At 33.4% G+C, this 24,644-nt stretch carries 26 protein-coding genes; 18 read left to right on the top strand and 8 right to left on the bottom strand.

What is annotated here, in order from left to right:
- Positions 1-43: 43 nt before the first annotated feature.
- From miaB to FJOH_RS09550, 10 genes are all read left to right on the top strand, one after another.
- A complete protein-coding gene (miaB, locus tag FJOH_RS09595) occupies positions 44-1,489 on the top strand; it encodes a tRNA (N6-isopentenyl adenosine(37)-C2)-methylthiotransferase MiaB (RefSeq protein ID WP_012023926.1) in 1,446 nt (481 codons plus the stop codon).
- A gap of 79 nt (positions 1,490-1,568) precedes the next feature.
- Entirely contained in the window at positions 1,569-1,940 is a 372-nt protein-coding gene (locus FJOH_RS09590; RefSeq protein ID WP_012023925.1) for a GxxExxY protein, read from the top strand.
- A 56-nt stretch (positions 1,941-1,996) separates the two neighbouring features.
- Positions 1,997-3,256 (top strand): sigma-54 interaction domain-containing protein, encoded by a 1,260-nt coding sequence (locus FJOH_RS09585; protein WP_012023924.1) that lies wholly within the window; start codon positions 1,997-1,999, stop codon positions 3,254-3,256.
- A gap of 97 nt (positions 3,257-3,353) precedes the next feature.
- Positions 3,354-3,872, top strand: coding sequence for an LptE family protein (locus tag FJOH_RS09580; RefSeq protein WP_012023923.1), 519 nt, complete (start codon positions 3,354-3,356; stop codon positions 3,870-3,872).
- A gap of 121 nt (positions 3,873-3,993) precedes the next feature.
- Positions 3,994-5,679 carry a tetratricopeptide repeat protein gene (locus FJOH_RS27130; RefSeq protein ID WP_012023922.1) on the top strand — a complete coding sequence of 562 codons (1,686 nt, stop codon included), beginning with the start codon at positions 3,994-3,996 and terminating at the stop codon, positions 5,677-5,679.
- Positions 5,680-5,683: 4 nt separating this feature from the next.
- Positions 5,684-6,022 carry a preprotein translocase subunit SecG gene (secG, locus tag FJOH_RS09570; protein WP_012023921.1) on the top strand — a complete coding sequence of 113 codons (339 nt, stop codon included), beginning with the start codon at positions 5,684-5,686 and terminating at the stop codon, positions 6,020-6,022.
- A 140-nt stretch (positions 6,023-6,162) separates the two neighbouring features.
- Entirely contained in the window at positions 6,163-6,438 is a 276-nt protein-coding gene (locus FJOH_RS09565) for a co-chaperone GroES (RefSeq protein ID WP_012023920.1), read from the top strand.
- Between the two features lie 85 nt (positions 6,439-6,523).
- Positions 6,524-6,874 carry a four helix bundle protein gene (locus FJOH_RS09560; protein WP_012023919.1) on the top strand — a complete coding sequence of 117 codons (351 nt, stop codon included), beginning with the start codon at positions 6,524-6,526 and terminating at the stop codon, positions 6,872-6,874.
- 90 nt (positions 6,875-6,964) lie between these two features.
- Entirely contained in the window at positions 6,965-8,596 is a 1,632-nt protein-coding gene (gene groL, locus FJOH_RS09555) for a chaperonin GroEL (protein ID WP_012023918.1), read from the top strand.
- A gap of 391 nt (positions 8,597-8,987) precedes the next feature.
- Positions 8,988-10,190 carry an alkaline phosphatase family protein gene (locus tag FJOH_RS09550; protein WP_012023917.1) on the top strand — a complete coding sequence of 401 codons (1,203 nt, stop codon included), beginning with the start codon at positions 8,988-8,990 and terminating at the stop codon, positions 10,188-10,190.
- A 177-nt stretch (positions 10,191-10,367) separates the two neighbouring features.
- Here FJOH_RS09550 and FJOH_RS09545 read toward each other — a convergent pair whose 3' ends face one another.
- The 5 genes from FJOH_RS09545 to FJOH_RS09525 all read right to left on the bottom strand — a co-directional run bounded on the left by FJOH_RS09545 (position 10,368) and on the right by FJOH_RS09525 (position 15,451).
- Positions 10,368-11,207 carry an oxidoreductase gene (locus tag FJOH_RS09545; RefSeq protein ID WP_012023916.1) on the bottom strand — a complete coding sequence of 280 codons (840 nt, stop codon included), beginning with the start codon at positions 11,205-11,207 and terminating at the stop codon, positions 10,368-10,370.
- A 91-nt stretch (positions 11,208-11,298) separates the two neighbouring features.
- Complete coding sequence (locus FJOH_RS09540; RefSeq protein ID WP_012023915.1) at positions 11,299-12,207, bottom strand: helix-turn-helix domain-containing protein; 909 nt, start codon at positions 12,205-12,207, stop codon at positions 11,299-11,301.
- A gap of 245 nt (positions 12,208-12,452) precedes the next feature.
- Entirely contained in the window at positions 12,453-13,982 is a 1,530-nt protein-coding gene (locus FJOH_RS09535; protein WP_012023914.1) for a SulP family inorganic anion transporter, read from the bottom strand.
- A gap of 235 nt (positions 13,983-14,217) precedes the next feature.
- Entirely contained in the window at positions 14,218-14,430 is a 213-nt protein-coding gene (locus FJOH_RS09530; RefSeq protein ID WP_012023913.1) for a hypothetical protein, read from the bottom strand.
- A 31-nt stretch (positions 14,431-14,461) separates the two neighbouring features.
- Positions 14,462-15,451, bottom strand: a complete 990-nt coding sequence (locus FJOH_RS09525; RefSeq protein ID WP_012023912.1) for a DUF6268 family outer membrane beta-barrel protein — start codon at positions 15,449-15,451, stop codon at positions 14,462-14,464.
- A 181-nt stretch (positions 15,452-15,632) separates the two neighbouring features.
- Here FJOH_RS09525 and FJOH_RS09520 point away from each other — a divergent pair, with 181 nt between their 5' ends.
- From FJOH_RS09520 to FJOH_RS09500, 5 genes are all read left to right on the top strand, one after another.
- The gene (locus FJOH_RS09520) at positions 15,633-16,631 is read left to right on the top strand and encodes a sensor histidine kinase (RefSeq protein ID WP_012023911.1); all 999 of its coding nucleotides are present in this window, start codon (positions 15,633-15,635) and stop codon (positions 16,629-16,631) included.
- On the top strand, positions 16,604-17,317 hold the full coding sequence (locus tag FJOH_RS09515; protein ID WP_012023910.1) for a LytR/AlgR family response regulator transcription factor: 714 nt from the start codon (positions 16,604-16,606) through the stop codon (positions 17,315-17,317). Before FJOH_RS09520 ends, FJOH_RS09515 begins: the two co-directional genes overlap by 28 nt.
- A 245-nt stretch (positions 17,318-17,562) precedes the next feature.
- Entirely contained in the window at positions 17,563-18,084 is a 522-nt protein-coding gene (locus FJOH_RS09510; protein WP_012023909.1) for a hypothetical protein, read from the top strand.
- On the top strand, positions 18,071-19,399 hold the full coding sequence (locus tag FJOH_RS09505; protein WP_012023908.1) for a nucleotide-binding domain-containing protein: 1,329 nt from the start codon (positions 18,071-18,073) through the stop codon (positions 19,397-19,399). Before FJOH_RS09510 ends, FJOH_RS09505 begins: the two co-directional genes overlap by 14 nt.
- Positions 19,400-19,517: 118 nt before the next feature.
- Positions 19,518-19,904, top strand: a complete 387-nt coding sequence (locus tag FJOH_RS09500) for a hypothetical protein (RefSeq protein WP_012023907.1) — start codon at positions 19,518-19,520, stop codon at positions 19,902-19,904.
- Between the two features lie 152 nt (positions 19,905-20,056).
- Here FJOH_RS09500 and FJOH_RS09495 read toward each other — a convergent pair whose 3' ends face one another.
- Both FJOH_RS09495 and FJOH_RS09490 read right to left on the bottom strand, forming a co-directional pair.
- A complete protein-coding gene (locus FJOH_RS09495) occupies positions 20,057-20,338 on the bottom strand; it encodes a hypothetical protein (RefSeq protein ID WP_012023906.1) in 282 nt (93 codons plus the stop codon).
- Between the two features lie 235 nt (positions 20,339-20,573).
- Entirely contained in the window at positions 20,574-20,990 is a 417-nt protein-coding gene (locus FJOH_RS09490; RefSeq protein WP_044047625.1) for a DoxX family protein, read from the bottom strand.
- Between the two features lie 293 nt (positions 20,991-21,283).
- On the opposite strand from FJOH_RS09490, the gene FJOH_RS09485 reads away from it, so the two are divergent.
- Complete coding sequence (locus FJOH_RS09485) at positions 21,284-21,748, top strand: hypothetical protein (protein WP_012023904.1); 465 nt, start codon at positions 21,284-21,286, stop codon at positions 21,746-21,748.
- 231 nt (positions 21,749-21,979) lie between these two features.
- Here the strand turns inward: FJOH_RS09485 and FJOH_RS09480 are convergent, their stop codons facing one another.
- Positions 21,980-22,672 (bottom strand): S24 family peptidase, encoded by a 693-nt coding sequence (locus tag FJOH_RS09480; RefSeq protein ID WP_012023903.1) that lies wholly within the window; start codon positions 22,670-22,672, stop codon positions 21,980-21,982.
- Positions 22,673-22,764: 92 nt separating this feature from the next.
- Between FJOH_RS09480 and FJOH_RS09475 the strand changes: the two genes are divergently transcribed.
- Together FJOH_RS09475 and FJOH_RS09470 are read left to right on the top strand one after the other, a co-directional pair.
- Positions 22,765-22,992: a hypothetical protein gene (locus tag FJOH_RS09475; protein WP_012023902.1), complete on the top strand. Its 228-nt coding sequence runs from the start codon at positions 22,765-22,767 to the stop codon at positions 22,990-22,992.
- Positions 22,993-23,290: 298 nt separating this feature from the next.
- Positions 23,291-24,520, top strand: coding sequence for a TMEM143 family protein (locus tag FJOH_RS09470; RefSeq protein ID WP_012023901.1), 1,230 nt, complete (start codon positions 23,291-23,293; stop codon positions 24,518-24,520).
- The last annotated feature ends 124 nt before the right edge of the window (positions 24,521-24,644 follow it).

The raw sequence follows: 24,644 nt of genomic DNA, 5'->3' as shown, positions 1-24,644 counted from the left end.
TATTGACCGTATTTACGCTATCTTTGCACTTTGAATTTTTACAATGGAAAAGATTATTGAAGAAAGCAAACAAGGTGAAAGTCTTGTTTTAGAAAATAAACCTGAGAATACTAAAAAACTATTTATAGAGAGTTACGGCTGTGCGATGAATTTTTCGGACAGTGAAGTCGTAGCTTCCATTTTGTCTGACGGAGGATATAACACTACTTCTGTTTTGGAAGAAGCAGATTTGGTTTTGGTAAACACTTGCTCAATTAGAGACAAAGCTGAACAGACTATTCGTAAACGTCTTGAAAAATACAATGCTGTAAAACGCACAAATCCGAAAATGAAAGTGGGTGTTTTGGGCTGTATGGCCGAGCGTTTAAAAAGCCAGTTCTTGGAAGAAGAAAAAATAGTTGATCTTGTTGTTGGTCCTGATGCTTATAAAGATCTTCCAAATTTATTGGCCGAAGTTGAAGAAGGACGCGACGCCATCAATGTAATTTTATCAAAAGAAGAAACTTACGGAGATATTTCGCCGGTTCGTTTAATGAGTAACGGAATCACCGCTTTGGTTTCTATCACCCGTGGATGCGATAATATGTGCACGTTTTGTGTTGTACCTTTTACACGCGGACGCGAACGCAGCCGTGAGCCTCAAAGTATCATGGCTGAAATTCAGGATTTATGGAGCAAAGGTTTTAAGGAAATTACACTTCTTGGGCAAAACGTTGACAGTTACCTTTGGTACGGCGGCGGTTTGAAAAAAGATTTTGTAAATGCTTCTGAAATGCAAAAAGCAACTGCTGTCGATTTTGACCAATTATTAGAAATGGTTGCTGTTGGTTTCCCTAAAATGCGTATTCGTTTTTCGACATCAAATCCGCAGGATATGCACGAAAGTATTTTGCACGTTATGGCAAAATATCCAAATATCTGTAAACACATTCACTTGCCAGTTCAATCTGGAAGTAACAGAATTTTAAAAGAAATGAATCGTCTGCATTCTCGTGAAGAATATATGGCTTTGATTGATAAAATTAGAGCTATTGTTCCAGATGCTTCGATTTCGCAGGATATGATTGCCGGTTTCCCAACAGAAACTGAACAAGATCACCAAGATACAATGAGTTTGATGGAATATGTAAAATATAATTTCGGTTATATGTATTCGTATTCTGAACGTCCTGGAACTTTGGCAGGAAGGAAAATGAAAGATGATGTCGAGGAAGAAACTAAAGCAAGAAGATTACAAGAAATCGTCGATTTACAGCAAAAACATGCTTGGTTTAGAAGCGAAGAATTTGTTGGAAAAACAGTTGAAGTTTTAGTAGAAAAAGTTTCTAAAAAATCTAAAGATGAATTCTCCGGAAGAAATTCTCAAAGTATTACGGTAGTTTTCCCTAAAGAGAATTATAAAATTGGAGATTTCGTAAATGTAAAAATCACAAGCTGTACTTCTGGAACTTTAAAAGGTGAAGCGGTTGGGCTTAGCAGCATGAATTAAGTTTTTTTGCCGCGAATTTCACAAATTTACACGAATTTTCTTTCAAAAATTTCTATAGTTTTGTTTAAAAAAAACAAGCATGGAATTATACAGAAAAGAAGAGTACTATAAAATTGTTGGAATTTGCATGGAAGTTCATAGAATTTTAGGCGGAGGTCTTTTGGAAATTGTTTACAAAGATGCATTAGAATATGAGTTTAAAAAACATAATATTCCCTATAAACGTGAAAAAGAATACGATATTCAATACAAAGAAATTGTTTTAGCACATAAATTTTATGCCGATTTTGTAGTTTATGACGAAATCATTTTAGAAGTAAAAGCATCAAAAGAAATAGTTGATGACTATATCGCTAAAACAATAAATTATTTAAAATTAGCTGATAGTGATTTAGGAATTATCGTTAATTTTAATAAAAAGACATTACAACACAAAAGAGTTATTCATTGACCACTTTTCAAGAATTTGTGAAATTCGAGAAATTCGTGGCAAAAGATAAAATCGATATGGAAACAGTTCAAGCAATAAAACAACGATTTGAGATTATTGGTAATGACCCGAAATTAAATCGTGCCATTGAAAAAGCCATTCAGGTTGCTCCAACTGATATTTCGGTTATGGTAACTGGGGAAAGTGGTGTTGGTAAAGAAAACATTCCTAGAATTATACATTCGCTTTCGCACAGAAAGCATGGTAAATATATTGCCGTAAACTGCGGTGCAATTCCCGAGGGGACTATAGACAGTGAACTTTTTGGTCACGAAAAAGGAGCTTTTACAGGTGCGACAAGCACGCGTGAAGGTTATTTTGAAGTGGCTGATGGCGGGACAATCTTTTTGGATGAAGTTGGAGAATTACCATTGACTACACAAGTAAGATTACTTCGTGTTTTGGAAAATGGTGAATTCATAAAAGTAGGTTCTTCTCAGGTTCAAAAAACAAATGTTCGTATTGTTGCAGCAACAAACGTGAATTTATTCAACGCAATCGAAAAAGGAAAATTCCGTGAAGATTTGTACTATCGTTTAAGTACAGTCGAAATTACTTTACCTCCTTTAAGAGAAAGAAACGATGATATTCATTTATTATTTAGAAAATTTGTAGCTGATTTTGCTCATAAATACAAAATGCCTCCTTTAAAATTAGATGACGATGCCGTTCATCTTCTGCAAAAATTTAGATGGAATGGAAACATCCGCCAGCTTCGAAATGTGGCAGAGCAGATTTCGGTTTTAGAAACGAACCGCGACATTTCAGCTTCTACACTGTCTTCATATCTTCCTGCTGAAGGAAGCAATCTGCCTTCAGTTATAAGCGACAGTAAAAAGGAAAGCGATTTTAGCACTGAAAGAGATATTTTATACAAAGTACTTTTTGACATGAGAAGCGACTTGAATGATTTGAAAAAACTGACTTTAGAATTAATGAAGAATGGAGGAAGTTCTAAAATGCAGGATATTAATCCGAATTTAATTCAAAAGATATACGGTTCTCAGGAAAATGACAGTGAAATTGATTTTGAAGAAGAACCAAGAACCGCTGTTATGACGCCGGCAGTTCGTGAAGAAAGCTATCAGATTCCGGATCACAATTATTTGTTTGCTGAAACTATTGAAGAAGAAGAAGTTTTACGTTTAGAACAAAAAGAAATCGAAATGATCAAAAAATCATTAGAGAAAAACAAAGGAAAACGAAAAGCTGCAGCTGATGAACTGGGAATCTCAGAAAGGACTTTATATAGAAAAATTAAACAATTTGATTTGTAATTTCCTGTAAAGAAGTTAAAACTCAAAAATGTTTTAAACGAAATGAATATCTTTGACCCTAGCCTCAGCAAAATGGCGAAGCAATCCTTAAAACAAAATGAAACACTTAAAATATCTTTTACTATTATTAGTCGCAACCACTTTTAGCGGATGCGGCGTTTATAACTTTACAGGAGCAAGTCCAATAGATGCTAAAACATTTCAGGTTAGCTTTTTCCACAACAATGCTGATTTAGTTGAACCCGGAATTGACAGGGATTTTACATTAGCATTGCAGGATTTAATTATGAACCAGACCAATTTAAACTTGGTAAGCAATGGAGGTGAACTAGCTTATGAAGGTGAAATTGTTGATTATAGAATCACCCCAATGACAGCAACAGCTGTAACATCAACAGGTGATGTAGGTGCGGCACAAAACCGTTTAACAATTCGTATTAATGTAAGATTCACCAATAAAAAGAAAGAAACTGACGATTTTGAAAAACCTTTTGAATTTTACTATGACTTCCCTGGAGCAAGTCTGCCAACAGGATCTGTATTAAATGAAGCTATTAAAACTATTTTTGAGAGAATAACTCAGGATATTTTTAATGAGTCACTGGCAAAATGGTAATTTTTTGGTTTAACTGTTAAATTGTTTGTTCGTTAAATCGATAAATAAAAACAACCGATTAAACAGTTAAACAAATAAACAATTAAACGATTAAACAAAATAAACGATTAAACAATAAATAATGAACGTTACTGATTATACCTACTTAATGAACAAACCCGATGCTATTACAGAAAAGCAGGCAGAAGCATTAGGAAGTGTTTTGAATGAATTTCCATATTTTCAAAGTGCCAGAGCACTTCGACTAAAAGGACTTTACAATCAAAACAGTTTTAAGTATAATTATGCTTTAAAAGTAACTGCAGCTCATACAGCTGATCGTTCGGTTTTATTTGATTTTATAACATCAGAAACTTTCACTTCTATCCAAAACGATTTTTATGATCAAAAATTAAAAGACCTTTTAGAAATTAAAGTTTTTGACAGCGAAGTCGTTACATTTGAAGAAGTTAAAAAAGCTCCGGAAGTTCGTATCGATCCTATTGAACAATCAATTTTAAAATCGATAAAAGAAGCTACAACTGTAGTTTTTGAAGAACCGTCTAAAATTCAGCAAAAAACAGAAGAAACGGAATCTAATACTTTCGCAAAAACAGAAGAACCTGTTATTGAAGAACAACCTACACTGATTATTCCAAGTGAAGAAGAAATATTAAGTACTTTTAAAGAAGTAAACGAAGTTGAAGAAAACCAAGAAGAAGTACTTTCTGAACAGCCAATCGCAATTCTTAATGAAGAAGAAATATTCAACTCATTTAAAGAAGTAACTAAAGACGAAGAAGAAACAACTCAATCTGCAGACAATTCAATTGAAATTTTTGAAGAAGAAGAAACAAACACTTCTGTAGAAAATGAAGAAATAAAAGACAAACCAGTTGAAGGAGTCGTTATTGAATCTGTTATCACTCCAAGTGAAGAAGAAATACTAAATACTTTTAAAGAAGTTACAGAAACTGAAGAGCCAGCTTTTGAACCAGCTCCAGAAGAAGAAACAATTGCTGCACTAAGTGAAGAAGAAATATTAGATACATTTAAAAAAGTCGAAGAAGTTGAAGAAAAAACAGCTGATCCAATTATTCAAAAACCAGTTGTGAAAGCTACTTTCTTTGATGAATTTGTAGACGATGAAATCGCAGAAGTACAGGTTGACCCAATCGAAAACCCTGTTCTTGTTTCTATAAAAGAAGCTGCAAATGTTACTTTTGAAGAACCAGCAGTTACAGAAGAAGCAAAAACTACTGAAGAACTAGAAGCTGTTGAAGAAATTACTGAAAAAGCAGAACTTCTAGAATTTGGAACGCCTGAAATTGAAACCTCTGAAATTGAAATTCCAGAAACGGTAAAAGAAGCCCAGGAAAATCTTGAAATAGGAAAACCAATAGATTTTTCTGTCAGCGAAAAACATTCTTTCCAGGAATGGCTTCAACTGGCAAGAGCAGAACCTATTGACCGCAGCGAAAGTGAAAACGGTGAAAAAAAAACCACAGAAACAACTGAAATAGTTACTGTTGAGGAAGAAAAAAAGAAAAAAGCCGAAATTATTGACAGATTTATTGAGACAAATCCAAAAATCTCTCCAATAAAACCAACAATGGCGACTCCTCCTATTCAACTTAATAGTAATGAAGAGGACAATTCATACCTAATGACAGAGACTTTAGCCCGTGTATATTTGGAACAAAAAAAATATACAAAGGCCATACAAGCATATGAAATATTAATTTTGAAATATCCAGAAAAAATTAGTTTCTTTGCAGACCGCATTTCGGATATAAAGATTTTACAACAAAATAACAATAACAATTAATACAATGAGCACATTTTCAATTTTCTTAGTTTTAATCACAATAGTTTGCTTTCTATTGATCGTAGTAATTATGGTACAGAACCCTAAAGGAGGAGGATTATCTTCTACTATCAGTGGAACTCAAATGTTAGGCGGTGTACAAAAAACAACTGACTTTTTAGATAAAAGTACTTGGACGTTAGCTACTATTTTGATTGCTTTAATCTTGCTTTCAAGCTTAAGCTTCACTGGAGCTTTAGGAGATACGGGATCTAAAATTATTGAAAAAGGTGAAGCTCCTGCAGCAACTGCACCAGCAGCGCCAGCACAGCAAACTCCTGCTCCGGCAGCACCAGCAAAATAATATTTTTAATATATATTAAAAATGCCAGCCTGTCAAAGCTGGCATTTTTTTTAAGAAAAAATGTCAGTTTATAGAGCATGGCATAATTTCTGAAAGTTTAAAGAACATTAAAAAACGTATAACTATAATAATATAAAATCATGGCCTTAAACATTAAACCGCTTTCAGACAGAGTACTTATTGAGCCTGTTGCTGCTGAAACTAAAACTGCCTCAGGGATTTTTATTCCAGATACTGCCAAAGAAAAACCACAAAAAGGAACTGTTGTTGCAGTAGGAAACGGATCTAAAGACCACACTATGACCGTAAAAGTTGGTGATACTGTACTTTATGGTAAATACGCAGGAACAGAATTAAAACTGGAAGGAACTGATTATCTGATCATGCGTGAGGATGATATCTTAGCGATAATCTAAAATAGCTGTAAGCTTTAAGCCGTAAGCTATAGGCTCTCACAAAAGCGTAAAGCCTATTGCCTAAAGCGTAAAGCCTCAAAAAAAAATGAGAGATTTCAAAAAATATGATATTTGGCAGTTAAGGCATTCTTTTACTTTAGAAATCTATAAAATAACTTCTCTTTTTCCAAAAGAAGAACTTTATGGATTAACAAGTCAGATAAGAAGAGCTTGTTCTTCAATCCCTACTAACATTAGTGAAGGATGCGGAAGAAATAGTGACAAAGAATTCAATCAATTTCTCAACATCGCTTTAGGTTCTGCCAATGAAACAGAATATCTTTTGATTTTAGCTAAAGACCTGCAATATCTAAATAATGAAATTGCAGAAAAACAAATAGAAAAAATCAACAGTATAAAAAGCAAAATTTACAAATTAAAACAAGTATTGGTTTAGCTATAAGCTGTAAGAAAAATAAAAAAATATTAACTCAGCAGTAGAAGAGCCTAAAGCTTAAAGCCTACTGCCTAAAGCAAATAAAAAAAAATGGCAAAAGATATAAAATTTGATATTGAAGCACGTGACGGATTAAAACGTGGTGTTGATGCATTAGCAAATGCTGTAAAAGTAACTCTTGGACCAAAAGGTCGTAACGTAATCATCGGGAAATCATTTGGTGGGCCAACTGTTACTAAAGATGGTGTTTCTGTTGCAAAAGAAATCGAATTAAAAGACCCATTAGAAAATATGGGTGCACAAATGGTAAAAGAAGTTGCTTCTAAAACCAATGATTTAGCGGGTGACGGAACTACAACTGCTACAGTTTTAGCTCAGGCTATCGTAAAAGAAGGTCTTAAAAACGTTGCTGCAGGTGCAAACCCAATGGACTTAAAACGTGGTATCGACAAAGCTGTTGAAACTATCGTGGCTGACTTAGCAAAACAAGCTAAAGTTGTTGGAAGTGATTCTGATAAAATTCAGCAAATTGCTTCTATCTCTGCTAACAATGACGAAGTTATTGGTGAATTAATCGCTACAGCTTTCGCTAAAGTTGGAAAAGAAGGTGTTATCACTGTTGAAGAAGCAAAAGGAACTGATACTTTTGTTGATGTTGTTGAAGGTATGCAGTTTGACAGAGGATACCTTTCTCCTTACTTCGTTACAAACCCTGAGAAAATGGAAGTAGAATTAGACTCTCCATACATCTTATTATACGATAAAAAAGTATCTTCTTTAAAAGAATTACTTCCGGTTTTAGAGCCAGTTGCTCAATCAGGAAAACCATTATTGATTATTGCTGAAGATGTAGACGGAGAAGCGCTTTCTACATTAGTAGTAAACAAATTAAGAGGTGCTCTTAAAATTGCTGCTGTAAAAGCTCCAGGTTTTGGAGACAGAAGAAAAGCAATGTTAGAAGATATAGCAATCTTAACTGGTGGAACTGTAATTTCTGAAGAAAGAGGTTATACGCTAGAAAATACAACTATCGAAATGTTAGGAAACGCAAAAAGAGTTTCTATCGATAAAGATAATACAACTATCGTAAGCGGTGCTGGTGAAGCAGATATCATCAAAAACAGAGTAAACCAAATTAAAGGTCAGATGGAAACTACTACATCTGATTACGATAAAGAAAAATTACAAGAGCGTCTGGCTAAATTAGCCGGAGGTGTTGCAGTTCTTTATGTTGGCGCAGCTTCTGAAGTTGAAATGAAAGAGAAAAAAGACAGAGTTGACGATGCTTTACATGCAACTCGTGCTGCTGTAGAAGAAGGAATCGTTGCTGGTGGTGGTGTTGCTTTATTAAGAGCTAAACTTGCTTTAGCTGACTTAAAAGCAGATAACGCTGACGAAGCAACTGGAATCCAAATCGTTTCTCGCGCGATTGAAGCTCCATTAAGAACTATCGTTGAAAACGCTGGTCTTGAAGGATCTGTTGTTGTGGCTAAAGTTGCTGAAGGTTCTGGCGATTTTGGATATAACGCAAAAACTGACGAATATGTAGATATGCTTAAAGCTGGAATTATCGATCCTAAGAAAGTAACTCGTGTAGCTCTTGAAAACGCTGCATCTGTTTCTGGAATGATCTTAACTACAGAATGTGCATTAATCGATATTAAAGAAGAAAATGCCGGAGGTGGAATGCCAATGGGAGGCGGAATGCCAGGAATGATGTAATTCATTCCCTTCTTAAAACTTAAAAGCGTCAGATTTTTATCTGGCGCTTTTTTTTTGTTTGCCATGAATTTCCACGAATTATTTTTTTTTTCAGCCACAGATTACACAGATTAAAAGGATTTTTATTTTATGCAGATCATAGATTATAAAATTAATCTGCTTGAATCTGTAGAATCTGCGTGAAAAATTTTTAGTGTATCCAATAAAGAAATCTTTTTAATCTGTGAAATCTGTGGCAACTTTTTACAAGCAAAATCATTCGTGGAAATTAGTGCAATTACTTCGTCAGTTCGCTATCGCTCGAGTCGTGGCAAACTTTTTTTATTTAACATTCTCTTTTTATTTAAAAAATCTGTTATCTCTACCTTTGCAGGTATAATAAATTCAAAAAATGAAAAAGCATTTTACCTCGCTCCTGTCTTTAATTTTTCTTTCACTTTCATTCTTTTTACAAGCCCAAAATACCAAAGATAATTATGTTGTTTTAGTTTCTATGGATGGTTTTAGATGGGATTATGCCAAGCAGTTTAATCTTCAAAATCTGCCGCAGATTGCTAAACAAGGTGTTCATGCAAAATCGATGAAACCTTCTTATCCTACCAAAACTTTTCCAAATCATTACGCTATTGTAACAGGACTTTATCCGGATCATCACGGGATTATTAATAATGTTTTTTACGATGCTGATTTAAACGAATCTTTTTCATTGTCAAGTAAAGCAAAAAGTGATTCTCGTTTTTATGGCGGAAACCCTATTTGGAATGTCGCTGAACAGCAAGGAGTAAAAGCAGCTTCTTTCTTTTGGCCGGGATCTGATATCGACAAAAGAAATCCAAGTTATTACAAAGATTATGACAATAAAATTCCGTACGGAGCCAGAATAGACACAGTTCTAAAATGGCTGCAGCTTCCGGAAAAACAAAGACCTCATCTGGTTACTTTATATTTTGATGAACCAGATCATTCAGGACATAATTTTGGTCCGCTTTCGCCTGAAACTAAAAAAGCAGCAACAAAAATGGATTCTATTATGGGAGAATTATCCCGTAAATTAGATCAACTGCCTATTGGAAAACAAATCAATTTAATTATCGTTTCAGATCACGGAATGGCCGATATAAGCAACGATAAAAAAGTAGCGGTTCTGGATTATTTAAAACCAGAATGGCTGGGTTACAAAGATGTAATTAACCCAATAATGAGTCTGCAGGCCAAAGCCGGTTATCAGGATTCTATTGCAAATGCTTTGAAAAAAGTACCGCATATTAAATTCTGGAAATCTACCGAAGTTCCTGAAAGACTGCATTACGGAACTAATCCGCGTGTACATGACTTTGTTATTGAAGCTGAAAAAGGATGGAGTTTAGTAAGCAAAGAAAGCACTCATATAAAAGGCGGAACTCACGGTTACGACAATGAAAACAAAGATATGCACGCTGTTTTTTATGCAAAAGGACCTGCTTTTAAAGTAAACAAAGAAGTCAAAACTTTTCAAAACGTTTCTGTTTACCCTTTAATAGCACATATTTTAGGATTGCAGATTGATCAAGTTGACGGGAAATTAAGCGATGTAAAATCAATGCTGGTTAATTAGAAAATGAATTGAGTGTCATCCTGAGCGAAGTCGAAGGACGTTCCAATTGGTACGCGGGCTTCGACTTCGCTCAGCCTGACAAACTTATAAACACAACAAACCCGACAGGTTTTAAATACCTGTCGGGTTTACTATTTGGATAAATTAACACCAATCGTTATAAATATCATTATCTAATTAAAAACCAGTAGAAACAGAAACCTCTTTCCATGCTTCCAATTCGCTTTTTACACTTGCTATTTTTTGGTTTGCCATATTATAGGCATCTTCCCCTAAAAACAAATGCAGAGGCGGATTTTGATCCTCGCTTGCTTTAATCAAAGCTTCAGCTAATTTCACAGGATCTCCCGGCTGATTTTGGTTGATATCTTCCTTGTGCGCGCTTTCAGATTGTCTTACTTCTTTATAATCTGCAATTGGGTTTTGAGGCAGTAATAAAGAACTGTCTTTTAAGAAATCAGTTCTAAAATAACCCGGATACACGATTGTAGCATGAACTCCAAACGATTTTACTTCTGCTGCTAAAGATTCTGTTAAACCCGCAACTGCAAATTTTGTAGAACAGTAAATTCCCCAGCCTGGAAATTCCCCATAATAACCTCCTACAGAAGAAATATTAAAAATGTGTCCAGATTTGTTTGCACGAAGAATTGGCATTGTATTTCTAATTACATTCAATAATCCGAAAACATTTACTTCGTAGTTTTTTCTTGATTCAGCGTCTGTTAATTCTTCCAATGCTCCCAATAAACCATAACCGGCATTATTTACCAAAACATCAATTGTTTTAAAATGATTGATAGTTTTGTCGATTGCACTTTTTACACTTTTCTCGTCAACTAAATCCATTTCAAGAGGAAGAAATTTTTCAGATGAATTTCCTAATACTTTTACTAAAGCCTCTTCACTTCTTGATGTTGCAGCAACTTTAAAACCTTCTGCTAATAATTTTTTAGCTAATTCTAATCCAAGTCCTTTTGAAGCACCTGTGATAAACCAAACTTTGTTATTGTCCATGATTTTAATTTTTACGTTATTAATTACAGGACAAAGGTATTGGTGAAGTGCTTCTTAAACATTGAAACAATCAAACAAGAAGTTACAAAAATCAAACAATTTCTGCTAAACGATAGTTTTTAGGCGAAACCTGAACATTTTTCTTGAAGAAATTAATAAAATGAGACAATTCTTCGAAGCCTAAACACCACGCAATTTCATTAATATTCCAATTGGTTTGTTTTAGCAGAATCATTGCTTCCTGAATAATTCTTTCAGAAATAATCTGTGAAGTTGTTTTTCCCGTTGTTTCTTTTAATGCTTTATTCAAGTGATTGACATGCACATTTAACTGATTGGCATATTCTGAAGGCGAACGAAAATTAATTTGCTGCGTAATCGATTCTATTGGAAACTGACGTTCTAGCAGCTCCAGAAATAAAGAAGAAACTCGAATTGTAGCATTTGATTTACTGTATAATGAAGCAGTTACAGTCTGCGTTTTAAGTGCAAGGTGAATAATTTCAAAAACCAGATTTCGGAGTACATCATATTTAAAAGCATAATCAGAATTGATTTCTTCCAGCATTCTAAGATAAACTGTTTTTAAAGATTCTGCCAGTTCTTTAGAAACCGGAACAACAGGATTACCTCCGGGCTGAAACAAAGGATATTCTTTTAAATTTCCAAACTGGCTAAAGAAAGCATCTGTAAAAATGCAGAAAAATCCAGTTTGATTCTCATCAATATGTTCCCAGCTATACGGAATCTGCGGATTCGCAAAAAACAAAGCCTGATCTTCGATTGCCACAACTTTATCAGCATAATGCACTTTGTTTCTGCCCACGATCAAACTTATTTTATAAAAGTCTTTTCTAGTATAAGGCAACGGATTACAAGTGCTCCCGATATAATCATCCAATTTAAAAACATTAAAATGTCCGATCTCTTTTTTAAGATTTTCGGGCATCCCTTTTATTTTTACAGTGTAAAAATCTTCTAAAGTTTCTGTCAGTTTCATTTTGCAAAGTTACAAAAATCAATCTTTAGTTAATTAGATAATTTAATAATGAAGTGATTGTCCTCTTGAGCGAAGTCGAAGGGCACTGCAATTAGCACGTGGGCTTCGACTTCGCTCAGCCTGACAAAAAAGATACAGATAAAACAACAAACCCGACAGGTTTTAAAAACCTGCCGGGTTTATTGCAATGAATAAATTAATTCATAATTAACCATTCACAATTAACAATTAACAATTCACCATTATCAAGACACTACTTTATAGGTTGGATCTTCAATAACATTTACATTTATAACCGCATCGGCGTTTTTAAGTAACTGTCTGCAGTCTGCACTTAAATGCTGTAATTCTATTGTTTTATTTTCCTGACGGTATTTTTTAGTCAAATTGTTTAGTGCTTCAATAGCCGACATATCTGAAACACGGCTTTCTTTAAAATCAATTATAACATGTTCCGGATCGTTCTGTACATCAAATTTTTCCAGAAAAGCGGTTATCGACCCAAAAAATAGCGGACCGTAAATTTCATAATGTTTTATGCCGTTTTCATCAATAAATTGTCTCGCACGGATTCTTTTGGCACTTTCCCAGGCAAAAACCAAAGCAGAAATAATCACACCAATTAAAACCGCCAAAGCCAGATTGTGTAATACAATTGTAATTAACGCCACCAGAATTCCCACGAAAATATCGTGTTTAGGCATTTTATTGATAATTCTGAAACTAGCCCATTCAAAAGTCGTAATCGCTACCATCATCATAACGCCGACTAAAGCTGCCATTGGCAATTTTCCAATTACGGGCGCTCCAAAAAGTATAATTAATAAAATCGTCAAAGCTGCAATAATTCCCGAAAGTCTTGCTCTAGATCCTGCACCCAGATTTACCAGAGTCTGCGCAATCATTGGGCAGCCGCCCATTCCGTAGAAAAACCCGTTTAAAATATTCGAACTTCCCTGCGCAATACATTCACGATTACTGTTACCGCGGGTTCCGGTAATTTCGTCGACTAAATTCAGCGTAAGCAAACCTTCAGTCAAACCAACTGCCGCAACAATTACCGAATACGGAAATATGATTTTTAAAGTCTCAAAAGAAATGGGAATATTAGGTATATGAAATGGAGGAAAACCGCCTTGAACAGAAGCAATATCTTCGACCGTTTTAGTTTCGATATTAAAAACAATTACCAATGCAAAAACCACCATAATAGCAACCAGAGATGCCGGAACTGCTTTTGTAATTTTAGGAAAAACAAGAACAATTGCAACTGTAAGCGCAACCAGACCCAGCATAATATACAAAGGAGTTCCCTGAAGCCATGAAACCTGACCGTTTACTATGGTTTTAAACTGTTCCAGCTGCGACATAAAAATCACAACAGCCAATCCGTTTACGAAACCAAACATTACAGGCTGAGGCACTAACCGAATAAATTTTCCGAGTTTAAAAAGTCCGATACAAATTTGCACCACACCGCCAAGTGCGACAGCAGCAAAAACATATTCTATGCCATGCGATTTCATCAGAGCAATCAAAACAATTACCGTTGCTCCTGCTCCGCCCGAAATCATACCGGGTCTTCCGCCAAAAATGGCCGTAACTAATCCGGCAATAAATTCGGCGTATAAACCAACCAAAGGCGGAAATCCAGCTAAAATAGCAAATGACAACGATTCTGGAATCATTGTCATGGCAACAGTTAAACCTGCTAAAATTTCGTTTTTATAATTTACCTTTTGAGAGAAATCGAAGAGTTGGAAAGCTTTTTTCATATGGCACAAATGTAAAAAATATGCCCGAAAACAACGCAAACCTTTTCAGCATAAAAAAGCAAGAATAAGAAACAGCTGTTGTATTAACAGAATTGTTTTAGAAGTAAAATGAACAGCGAAAGAATGAAACTTGTCATTGGTGTTAGTTTTATTTTTAGATGAAATTATCGTACAAAACTATTTATAAAGCTAAATATACGGCTGCGTATTTTTACCTGTTTTGTGTAATAAAATGTTAATCTAATCGAATGCACGTATAGCCCAGACAATTTACATAATCGATAATATCATTATACTGAGGCTCAACACCTTCTACTCGTAATATTTTATCGCAGTCTTCGAGATCAAAATTAATTTTATAATCTGGAAACTGATTTTGAATAACAGCTATAACATAATTCTTTTCTGATTCTTTCTGGACATTTGTTTTAAAAACCTCAACAATCATAACTATTTATATTAATTCTTAAACTCCTGAATTATTTCTTCTGAAAAAGATTATACGACACACCAATTCTAACATATCCCTGTGCATCTTCTTTCTGATCGTACACATAGCGATTAGTGCGTTCGCCTTTTTCGGTAATACGTGCACTTACAACATTATTAACACCGCCTTTTACAAATGCTATTATTTTTGGCGTAAAGCAATATTCGTAGGTAATTCCGGATTTTAACTCGAGCTGATTGAGTTCGTAAACGCCATTTAAATTTGAGGTATTTAAATTTAAGTAAAAACTTTCAGTATTCAATTCAGTACCAAATGAAATTCTTCCGTTTTCTAATAATTCTCTTCTAAACAACAAACGCTGCGGTAAAATAAAATCCATATCCCATTTTGAATTATTAAATTTATGATTGACCGAAAAAAGCGGTGTAACCGGCACAATAGAAGACGGATCCAGCAAAGCCAAAGCTCCCAAAGTAATAGTTGTGCTTGGCGTTCGTTTCAGCACTATAACAGCCGATACAAATCCTTTTAAACGCTGAAAACCATCTTCATCTCCGTCAACTGTTGCTGTAGCATTATAAATAACCGGTTTTTTAAAAAGCGATGTCATATAAGTTGCACTCAAAGAACCTCCCCATAAATGCAGTTCCTGACGGTCCCGCGAATAAGTCTGCATACTTGTATAATTGTAAATATCGCCAAACTCATACGTTTCATATTTATATCGAAGAGAAGTTGTTAAAACAAACTGCTTTGATTTTGAAGCATAAAAAGGCAGATTAAAAGCAGCTTTAAATCGGTTATGGCTTTCAATTCGTCCTCTTTCAAAATTATTTCCAAATAAATCAGAATTGTAATTAGACGGCCCTAACTGTTCGTATTGCACATCAAAAGTTCTTGTTGTTGGAAATTTATCTACAAGGGCTTTACCAAATGTTTTAATTGCCGGTTCTTTTTCCTGAGCGATTGTGTGCAGAGATGTAAATACGATTAAAACCGAAATGATTCTTGATTTCATAAATGGATTGTATAAGTTTTGTTTGTGGATTATAATTGAAATTCGGAGTCAAAAGTAATTTAGCAGTTCCTATTATAATAGAATATTTATACCAGTGGCGTATCATTTATACGAATGGCGTTTGTATAAATTATAGCCTGCAAAGCGCTATAAACTATAATATTAAACTAATTTTGCAGTTATGACAATTTCTAAAATTTATCAAAACTTTTTTCTGCGAAATCTACTCGTAAATACTCTGGTTTACTTAGTTATTTTAGCCTGTGTATATGACGAAATAAAACTAGACGGTCACAGCTGGTCGTATATTTTAAGTAAAATTGCCCTAGGTTATTTTCCCTGCATTGTCTGGATTACCATATTTAATATCTGCATTATCAAACCAGTTTTATTTAGAAAAAAAGCTAAGCTTTTCTTTACGCTGCTTGTGGTGTATTGGACTTGTTTTTACTTTTTTATGAATTGGTTTTTCCCGCTTGTGGGTCTTGGAAATTTTAAAACACTTCAGATTTTATCGCTTATTATCAACGGAATGTTTTTCTATTTTATGCATGTTGTTATCACAAAAAAAATAATGGATGCTGATAAGGATATCATGAATTTCAAGTCAGAACTTTCGTTTTTAAAACAGCAATTGAATCCGCATTTTTTATTGAATGCCATGAATAATCTTTACGGAGAATCTCTTTCTGAACCAGACAAAGTTCCAGACCGAATCCTGAATCTTTCAGACATGCTGCGCTACCAGATTGAAGCCACAAAAAAAGATTATGTTTTAGTTGAAGAAGAAATTGCCTTCGTAAAAAAATACATTGAATATTACACCTTTAGAAACGAACGCTTAAACGTAACCCAAAATTTTGAAGGTGCTTTTGATGAAATCGAAATTCCGCCTTTATTCTTTTTACCTTTGGTAGAAAATGCGGTTAAATTTTCTGCCGAAACTGCCGAACCGTTTATTATTTTAGATTTAAAAGTAAAATGCCAGAATTTGTCTTTTACGATAAAAAACAATTATCTCGATTCGGGTTCGCGTCTTTCGAGCACCGGAATTGGAATTGAAAACCTAAAAAGACGTTTAGAAGTTTACGGCCTAAAACACAATTTGAGCTGTAAAAAAGAGAAAAATATGTTTGTTGTAAAATTAAGTATATGGCACTTACCTACCGCTGTCTTATAGTCGATGACGAATCGCCGGCGCACAAAGCGCTCATTTCGCACATCTCAAAATTTAACGAACTGGAACATTCCGGAAGCGCTTTTAGCGGTATGGAAGCTCTAAAACTGCTTAACGCCAACCAATACGACATTATTTTTCTGGACATTAATATGCCTGTAATTTCGGGTGTAGAATTAATGGAACTGCAGCCCAACCGACCGCTTACAATTGTAACCACTGCTTATTCTGATTTTGCACTTTCGGCTTACCAAAACGATGCGATCGATTATTTACTAAAACCCATTTCGCCCGAAAAATTTGCCAAAGCCATAGAAAAAGCCAAAACCTATTTCTCTGGCAACAGCTTAAAAAAAGAAAGTAATACAAACTCAAAAACTTTTTCTTACCGCTTAAACGGACAAACAATTGATATGCCTCTTTGTGATATTATTTATATCGAAAGCCTGGGCAATTACATGAAACTTTACAGCACAAAACACAATTTACCTCATATTATTTACGGTTCGCTTTCGAGCATTGCCTCAGAAATTGACAGCACAAGTTTTGTACAAGTGCATCGTTCCTATATCGTAAACGCAAACAAAATCTCGGCAGTTACTTTTAAAAATCTTACCATGTCAAATGGAGAAATTATTCCTGTGGGAAGGAAATATCAAATTTTATTGGATAATCTGACAATTAGATAATTTGTCAATTTTGATAATTAGATAATTTTTGAAAAGCTCGACTCTTTAAGTTGGGCTTTTTTTGTTTTTAATGTTTTTCTAAAATGCGTAGAAGTACTTGGTGAGGAGTTTTTATTTATTGGTATAATTGTTTGAAAATAAATTTGTTGAATTATGGATTTCCGTAAAATTGGAAATAATAAAATAATAAAATTTGTTTTTTGTTCAATCAAATAATTTATTAAATAATTCAACAATTAACACATATGGAAAAAATTACAGCGTTTTTTGATCATCCTTTTTTTATAATAGTCGGAGGAATAAGCACTTTAATTGCAATCCTCGCATTTCTATACAGTACATATATTATTTTCACAGGTATTATACCCATTTGGATTAGACTTGGCAAAGGTTTGTCAAATAAAAAAATTGCAATTTATGCTGAACAAGAATTTGACAATTTAAAAGATTTACTCTTAGATTCAGGACTCTTCAAAGAAAAAAACATTGAGCGAATATCAATTAATGCAATGAAAAAAGGAGAAAGACATACAATGATGCTTGTTAATTATATTGAGTTTTCTGATAGAATTCCTGAAATTTTAAAGTGCAAGAAAGACAGTGATTCTCTTATTATATATGCTCCGCAAAAAGATGGCCGAATAGAGCAACAAGTTATGGATGAAATAAATGAAAACAGAAATTCAATAGTAGTTAATTTTCGAGGAAGGCTGTTAAATGACATTATTACCTCAATGATAACAACAAGTAGCTATGAAAAAAGATAAAATAAGTTCCCTAATTAGAACTTACGTGAGAGAAAAACTATCTCCAACAATGAGTGATATTCAATTCGTGTCTAAAATCTATCAATCTTTCAATGATTTGTTAGGAGTAAATAATTGTATTCAAATTGGCTCATATCCAAGATACACAGCTATACGGCCACTTCACGATTTAGATATACTCTATATTCTAGGCGATTGGCAATCAAGTAATATTGAACCATTTAGCGATTTAAATAATTTAGCTGACAAATTCGAAAAAGAATACAAAAATCCCACAAAATACAACATTGAGATAACTGTACAAACTCATTCAATATCATTTAGATATTTAGATGATAAAATTGAAGTATTTGCTGTTGATTTAGTTCCTGCCTTAAAAAAAGATCAAAATGAATTTAAAAAAGACATGTTTTATGTACCAGAAATAATTAAACAGAATCGTGGACAAAAAAGACAAGAATATTACAGAACTAAACAACTAAATAATTCTAAAATTATTTGGATAAAAACTGATCCGTTAGGATACATAGAAGTTGCTACTTCATTGAATCAAATAAATGAAGATTTTAGAAAAAGTGTGAAATTTGTAAAGGGATGGAAACATAACTGTAAAGAAAAAAACGATGATTTCAAATTAAAATCTTTCCATTTAGAGCAACTAATAACTAGAGATTATTTGATTAACCCATATCAAGACATCTTTGAAAGCATTTTCACTTTTTTTACTTCTCTTAAAAAAAATATTGAGCAACCTAATATTCCAGACCGTGCTAATGCTAATAAATGTATAGATGAATATTTATCAGAGCTAAGCGAAAATCAATATAAAATAATAAATGAAGCAATAGATGCAATTCTAATTGCACTTGAAAACATCGATTTAAACCCGTGTATTAGATCTATAATTGATTCAGGCTTTTACAAAAGGAAAAGCGAAACTGAAACTTATCTCTTTGATCAAAAGATCCCAATTCTTATTGATAGTTCCTTAAAGCTGGATATAGACGGATTTGTTGAAAAATTTGATGGGTTTCGAAAATTTAAGGCCAACTTAAAACTCGCAAATGGTATTGTTGATAATAAAAATAGTATTGAATTTAAAGTAATTCAAAATACAACAAATGCAGAAATACTAAAATGGAAAGTAAAAAACGACAATAACTCTCCGGAACCTCGAGGTGAAATAACTGATCACAATACATATCAAAAAGTAGAAACTACAGCCTACCTAGGCTCTCATTATGTTGATTGTTTTGCTGTAAAAAATAATATATGTATTGCACGTGACAGAGTAAATGTAATAGTAAAAAATTAAATTACGCCTTTTAAGATAATTAATTTTTCCTCCACTAGCGCTAACGTCTTGCTCATGAACGCAAAGTATTTTTATGTGTTTAGACAAGAAACACGCTCAGATTAAAAAATAAATCAAAATGAAAACAATCTATATCCTATTTTTAATATTCCTTTTTAATTTTGCCAATGGACAAGAATTAAAATCACATTCTTTTATAAAGAAAGAATCTAATATTGTAGACAAAACGCAAGAAACGAAAATAACAATAACTGACTCCGAAATTATATTAAAAAATTACGCAAATAATAATACAAAAGATCTAATCAGAAGAATTGAAAGATCAGAAACAAAAGCATACAATGGTATAAATTCTATTTGGTACTATTGTATTGCTGTAGAAAAAGATATTTTCAGAGGTGAATATAGAAAAAGTATATTTATCTATGACAAATTAGGCAAAACTCTAATCTTTGCAGATTTTCCTTCTGAAGTAGATGTAACATGGACAAAGTTTCTACTGTAATTCTTTTAACGCTTCCTCCTAAAGCAATTAATCTCCCCGCTAGCGCGAGCGTCTCGCTCGTGAACGCCAGCAATAGAAAAAGCTAATCTTTCAAACTAAAACAAAAAAAAGCTCCGCAATAACGGAGCTTTTAATTTTTAGAATAACAAAACCTAAATTGCTTTGACCATTATTACATTATCGCAGGCTTTTTGAATTTGTTTATCTGTAAACTGAGATAAAACTTTAACCAAATCTCTGCTGGTTTTAAGACAGGTTAGCATTTTTTGCCTTAAAATGAGATCGTTCCCAAATTCGGTATTGAGCAAGACTTCGAAAACTTCTTGCAAATACATGGGGTGTTTTTGAAAATCGCCATCATAACTTAAGTTTGAGACGAAAATGGCTACTGACCGCATTACGTCGCGGTGTGTTTTTTGATTTTCTTTTGTCATGTTCTGAAAATATTAAAACGCACGAAACCCTCATCTTCGGTTGTGACAAAACATTCCTTAGGAATGAGATTAGGGCTATCACTAGCTCCAGCAACGTGAATGAGGGCTTCGATTATATAAAACTTTGAAAAGTCTCAGTATATAATCCTAAAAAATGTTTTGTCGATGACAAACGTACAAAATTAAAGCTATACAAAGAATAAAAAAATAAGATATTTTCTTACAAATTTAAGTTTCAGAATTTCCTTTTAAAATACGTAATCGCCCCAGTAGACCACAAAGTCAGAAAAATTAAAACGGGCTGAAAAAACAATCTTATTAAACGCGCCTGATCTGTATCGAGTCCAAATGCGGGCGTTTTGTTTAAATATTGAGCGATATTTCCCGGAAAAACTAAAATGTAAAACACAGCCAGCGCAATGCCCACAAACACTTTATATCGTGTTAAAAATAACATACTAAGTCCCAAAGCTATTTCTACAACTCCGGAAAGAATTACAACAAGGTCTTTATCGAGCGGCACCCAATTTGGAACCTGCGCCTGAAAATCGGCTCTTTGAAAAGTAAAATGTCCTATTGCTGCTGTAATCATAAAAAGCCCCAATAGGATTCTAAAGAAATTCTGCGTTTTGGTTGTCTGTATATTTTCCATTTTCACATAATTGGTTTACGAGTTAAAATCATAAAAATCTTCTTTCAAATTTATAACAATCAGCAGTAAAATGCTTTGCATATTCTTTACAGAATAGTTATTGAATATCCATGTTTAAATTTATTGGTTTGAAGAAATAAAAACACAGCCAAACCAGAAAAGTATATAGTTCAAGAAAGTACAGATTTTTGTTAAAAATCTTTCTTCCTAAAAAATAAGACCTATAAAATAATTTTCTTACATAAACTAAGTATCTTCGCACTCACAAACCACTAACCAAAATTTTCAGCAAAATGTTCTTTTTTAATTTATTTAAAAAATCAGATTTAGAATGCCCCAGATGCCTCGGAAAAGGTTTTGTAGACTGGGAGGATATTCGACGTTTAAATAAACAATTAAAATGGGTTCCCGCACCTTGTGCCTATTGCAATGCTTCGGGAAGAACTACTCCCGAAATACTTTCAAAAGTTCCTGTAGACACGACTTACCTCACAATAGATTTACCCGAATCTGAAATAGAAAAAATTAAAAATGCTGACCCTGAAACTCTCGAAAAAGGACGTCAAAAAGAGCTTTTTGTAGATAATCTTATATTATATGCCCTGCACCATTATCAAACCAAAAACATGGATGCAGAAAGTATTGCTGATTTGTATCTAAAAACTGAAGAAGAAACAGCTTTATTTTCATTAGAAAGAGAAAACCTCATACAATACATCGAAAGAGTAATCGAATTAAAAAAATCTGAACTTAATTAATCTTCGCGTCTTTTATACCTTAATATACAAAAAACAGGTATAAATACTCGGTGTCTAAACATTATTTAGGCGTATCATTGCATGCAATAATTTTTTTAATTTTAGAATATAGTTTTTCGCAAGAAAGCTTGTTAAATTTTGTCACTTTTTTTTTGGAACAAGAAAGTGGGATTTCAAATCGCTGGTAACGATTAGAAATCCCACTTTTCTTTTTTTGAATTCTGTCTAAATTTAAAACAGAGAATTAACCCTAACCGATGCTTTTATTAATGCAATTGCTTTTATGCTGCTAATTGGAAATTCCTGCGTTTGATAATGCGAATTATAAGCCGCAAACTGTGCATATCCTTCGCGTTCAGATTGTCTTAAATACCTAATTAAGAAAAATTCATTATTATCACTGCTTACGTATATTAAATACATTTCGCCCCAGATAATATTATTTTCCAGATTATTTATTTTTTTGTAGACCACAATGTCGCCGCTTTTTAATAACGGATACATGCTATCGTCTAATAAATACAAAGCCCCGTCATATTGAGAAATTCTGGGAACATTTAAAAAACTTATAGGTTTTTGAGAATTCGTTTCTCCAAGCAAATCAGCAATTTCTGCGGTAGTTTCTATATCATAAACCGGAATATTACGGCTTTGCGTTTTTTCTGTTTTTCTGTAAAATGCCCGCCCTTCATTTACAGTATCATACAAAAGCATATCGCCATTGCCTTTTAAAAGCCATTCTGAATTGATATCAGGATACTGGTGTAAGATATTTTCTAATTTATCTACACCAATCGTTTTGTCATTCTTTAACTGACTGGCAAATGAACCATTAGACATTCCCACCACTCTTTCAAAAGCTCTAATTCTAATACCTTTGTAATCCAAATACTGTTTAATCCTTTTAAGTGTATTTTCCGCCATAGTTTACTTTTATTTTATAAAATATCTTACAATTATTTGCGAATAAGAAATATCCTACGTATATTTGTCTTACTTTTAATACAAAAAATGCAATGGACAAAAATATAAAATCTCAGCCAAGTTACAACCAAGAAGTGTTAAAGATTATTAAAGAAAAACACGGTTATTCTTACGATTATATTCGAAAATCCATTAGAGGCGACCGTACAGGCATTATATGCGACATTATTAAGGCAGAATACAAAAGGCTTGACAATGAATATAAAATAGTACGAGAAAGTCAGGCCAAAAGATTAAGAGACGAACAAAATAAACTTTAATATACAATTTACCAGGGATCATAATAGTCCAAAAAGCTCTTTCGCCAGGAGTATTCATAAAATGTGTTTAGAAATCCGCTATCTTTCTAAATACGCTATATGAGAGGACTTAAATCTTAATTACAAAATTAGGCAGGCAGCTAATCCGGGCTTGTTTAATGTATGTCCCTAGGAAAGCAAAGCCGTAAAATCATCTTACGGCTTTTGTTTTTATACAACATTAAAAGCTTCAAAAAACTTGAAACAAAAGCATATCTTTGCGGCATCCACGCCTAAAACAAATTAATGCCACATTGATATGACACGAGAACATTATATTCCATTTAATAAGGAATTTTTACTCGAACAACAAATTGCAGCTTTCGCCGAAGACAAACAAAAGGCTGATGATTTTAAAAAATTATTCGAAATTATCGAACATTATTATCATTATGAATCTTTTAATCTAAACCGAAACTTAAAGCAGAACTATGCTTTGTATGATCCGGATTTAAGCGAAAGAGAGCGAGAAGGCTTTATTGACAAAAGCGATTTTTCTATCTTCAAGAACACACTGCTTACTGTTTTAGAACGCGGCAATTATTACCGAATCAGCGAAGAAACTTTAAAAGAAGCCTTTCAGGAATCTGATTTGATTGGTTTAAATCTCACAATTGATTTTAATGCTTTTAAAGATTACGAATTGTATGCCCGTGGTCATCATAAAGCAAAAGAAAAAATTAAGAAATATTTTTTCTGGAAAAAAGAAGTTGAAATCGAATATTACGATCGGGTTCTTATTTACCTCAATTACAGCGATGCCGATTATCTGGCAGCAAAAAAAGTTAAATTAGGCAAAATGCCAATCGATCCAGGTTCTATCGCATTAAAAATCTTTAAGCGTGTTCCTAAAAACGACCTTGAAACCATTTTTCCAAATGCAGTTCCAAAGATGTCTTTTAAAGACAAAATGCTGCTTTGGGTTCCGGGTGTTTTTGGTGGTATTTCATTATTAAGCGCCAAAGTAATTCCGGCTCTTCTAAATATGTATGAAGCTTACCAAACTGGCGAGACCATCGATTTACTAAACAGTAAAACCTCCTTAAATCAAGGATTAATTGCTTTGGGAATTCTGGCTGCGTATTGTTTCCGTCAGTACAATAATTTCATAAACAAAAAAATCAGATATTCTAAAACACTTTCAGACAGTTTGTATTTTAAGAATTTAGGAAACAACAGCGGTGCTTTTTATTCGCTTTTAAATTCATCTGAAGAAGAGGCATTAAAAGAAACCATTTTAGCCTATACCTTTTTACACGAAAGCCCGGTTTCGCTGACTGCCGAAGAACTGGATTCTCAAATTGAATCCTGGTTTGCTTTAAACCTAAAAACCGAATTGGATTTTGACGTAAACGATGCCTTAATGAAACTAAAAAGTATTGGTCTTGGAATTGAAAATGACGGAAAATGGCAGGTTGTATCGCTAAAAGAAGCATTGATTAAAATTGATGAATTATGGGATAATGTTTTTGAATACAACCAGAAATAAATCCTCTTTTATTGATTTTTAAGAACCAATAATAATACATTTTTTGGAAGGAAACTTCATAAGCAATCCGTAATTTTGTAAGAACAATTGCCGTTTTTAAATTATTTAAAACTGCAGCGGGCTT

It is taken from the genome of Flavobacterium johnsoniae UW101, from assembly GCF_000016645.1.
Lineage (GTDB): Bacteria > Bacteroidota > Bacteroidia > Flavobacteriales > Flavobacteriaceae > Flavobacterium > Flavobacterium johnsoniae.
Note: the sequence above shows the minus strand (reverse complement) of the source record. Positions and strands in the feature narration are given on the sequence as shown.

Coding starts and splice junctions, on each gene's coding strand:
- FJOH_RS09510 (WP_012023909.1), top strand. CDS start 17,563: ATGGAAAAAATTACAGCGTTTTTTGATCATCCTTTTTTTATAATAGTC.
- FJOH_RS09550 (WP_012023917.1), top strand. CDS start 8,988: ATGAAAAAGCATTTTACCTCGCTCCTGTCTTTAATTTTTCTTTCACTT.
- miaB (WP_012023926.1), top strand. CDS start 44: ATGGAAAAGATTATTGAAGAAAGCAAACAAGGTGAAAGTCTTGTTTTA.
- FJOH_RS09585 (WP_012023924.1), top strand. CDS start 1,997: ATGGAAACAGTTCAAGCAATAAAACAACGATTTGAGATTATTGGTAAT.
- FJOH_RS09590 (WP_012023925.1), top strand. CDS start 1,569: ATGGAATTATACAGAAAAGAAGAGTACTATAAAATTGTTGGAATTTGC.
- FJOH_RS09515 (WP_012023910.1), top strand. CDS start 16,604: ATGGCACTTACCTACCGCTGTCTTATAGTCGATGACGAATCGCCGGCG.
- FJOH_RS09540 (WP_012023915.1), bottom strand. CDS start 12,207: ATGAAACTGACAGAAACTTTAGAAGATTTTTACACTGTAAAAATAAAA.
- FJOH_RS09495 (WP_012023906.1), bottom strand. CDS start 20,338: ATGACAAAAGAAAATCAAAAAACACACCGCGACGTAATGCGGTCAGTA.
- FJOH_RS09485 (WP_012023904.1), top strand. CDS start 21,284: ATGTTCTTTTTTAATTTATTTAAAAAATCAGATTTAGAATGCCCCAGA.
- FJOH_RS09475 (WP_012023902.1), top strand. CDS start 22,765: ATGGACAAAAATATAAAATCTCAGCCAAGTTACAACCAAGAAGTGTTA.
- FJOH_RS09500 (WP_012023907.1), top strand. CDS start 19,518: ATGAAAACAATCTATATCCTATTTTTAATATTCCTTTTTAATTTTGCC.
- FJOH_RS09490 (WP_044047625.1), bottom strand. CDS start 20,990: ATGGAAAATATACAGACAACCAAAACGCAGAATTTCTTTAGAATCCTA.
- FJOH_RS09580 (WP_012023923.1), top strand. CDS start 3,354: ATGAAACACTTAAAATATCTTTTACTATTATTAGTCGCAACCACTTTT.
- FJOH_RS27130 (WP_012023922.1), top strand. CDS start 3,994: ATGAACGTTACTGATTATACCTACTTAATGAACAAACCCGATGCTATT.
- FJOH_RS09535 (WP_012023914.1), bottom strand. CDS start 13,982: ATGAAAAAAGCTTTCCAACTCTTCGATTTCTCTCAAAAGGTAAATTAT.
- FJOH_RS09565 (WP_012023920.1), top strand. CDS start 6,163: ATGGCCTTAAACATTAAACCGCTTTCAGACAGAGTACTTATTGAGCCT.
- FJOH_RS09530 (WP_012023913.1), bottom strand. CDS start 14,430: ATGATTGTTGAGGTTTTTAAAACAAATGTCCAGAAAGAATCAGAAAAG.
- FJOH_RS09505 (WP_012023908.1), top strand. CDS start 18,071: ATGAAAAAAGATAAAATAAGTTCCCTAATTAGAACTTACGTGAGAGAA.
- FJOH_RS09470 (WP_012023901.1), top strand. CDS start 23,291: ATGACACGAGAACATTATATTCCATTTAATAAGGAATTTTTACTCGAA.
- FJOH_RS09520 (WP_012023911.1), top strand. CDS start 15,633: ATGACAATTTCTAAAATTTATCAAAACTTTTTTCTGCGAAATCTACTC.
- FJOH_RS09545 (WP_012023916.1), bottom strand. CDS start 11,207: ATGGACAATAACAAAGTTTGGTTTATCACAGGTGCTTCAAAAGGACTT.
- secG (WP_012023921.1), top strand. CDS start 5,684: ATGAGCACATTTTCAATTTTCTTAGTTTTAATCACAATAGTTTGCTTT.
- groL (WP_012023918.1), top strand. CDS start 6,965: ATGGCAAAAGATATAAAATTTGATATTGAAGCACGTGACGGATTAAAA.
- FJOH_RS09560 (WP_012023919.1), top strand. CDS start 6,524: ATGAGAGATTTCAAAAAATATGATATTTGGCAGTTAAGGCATTCTTTT.
- FJOH_RS09480 (WP_012023903.1), bottom strand. CDS start 22,672: ATGGCGGAAAATACACTTAAAAGGATTAAACAGTATTTGGATTACAAA.
- FJOH_RS09525 (WP_012023912.1), bottom strand. CDS start 15,451: ATGAAATCAAGAATCATTTCGGTTTTAATCGTATTTACATCTCTGCAC.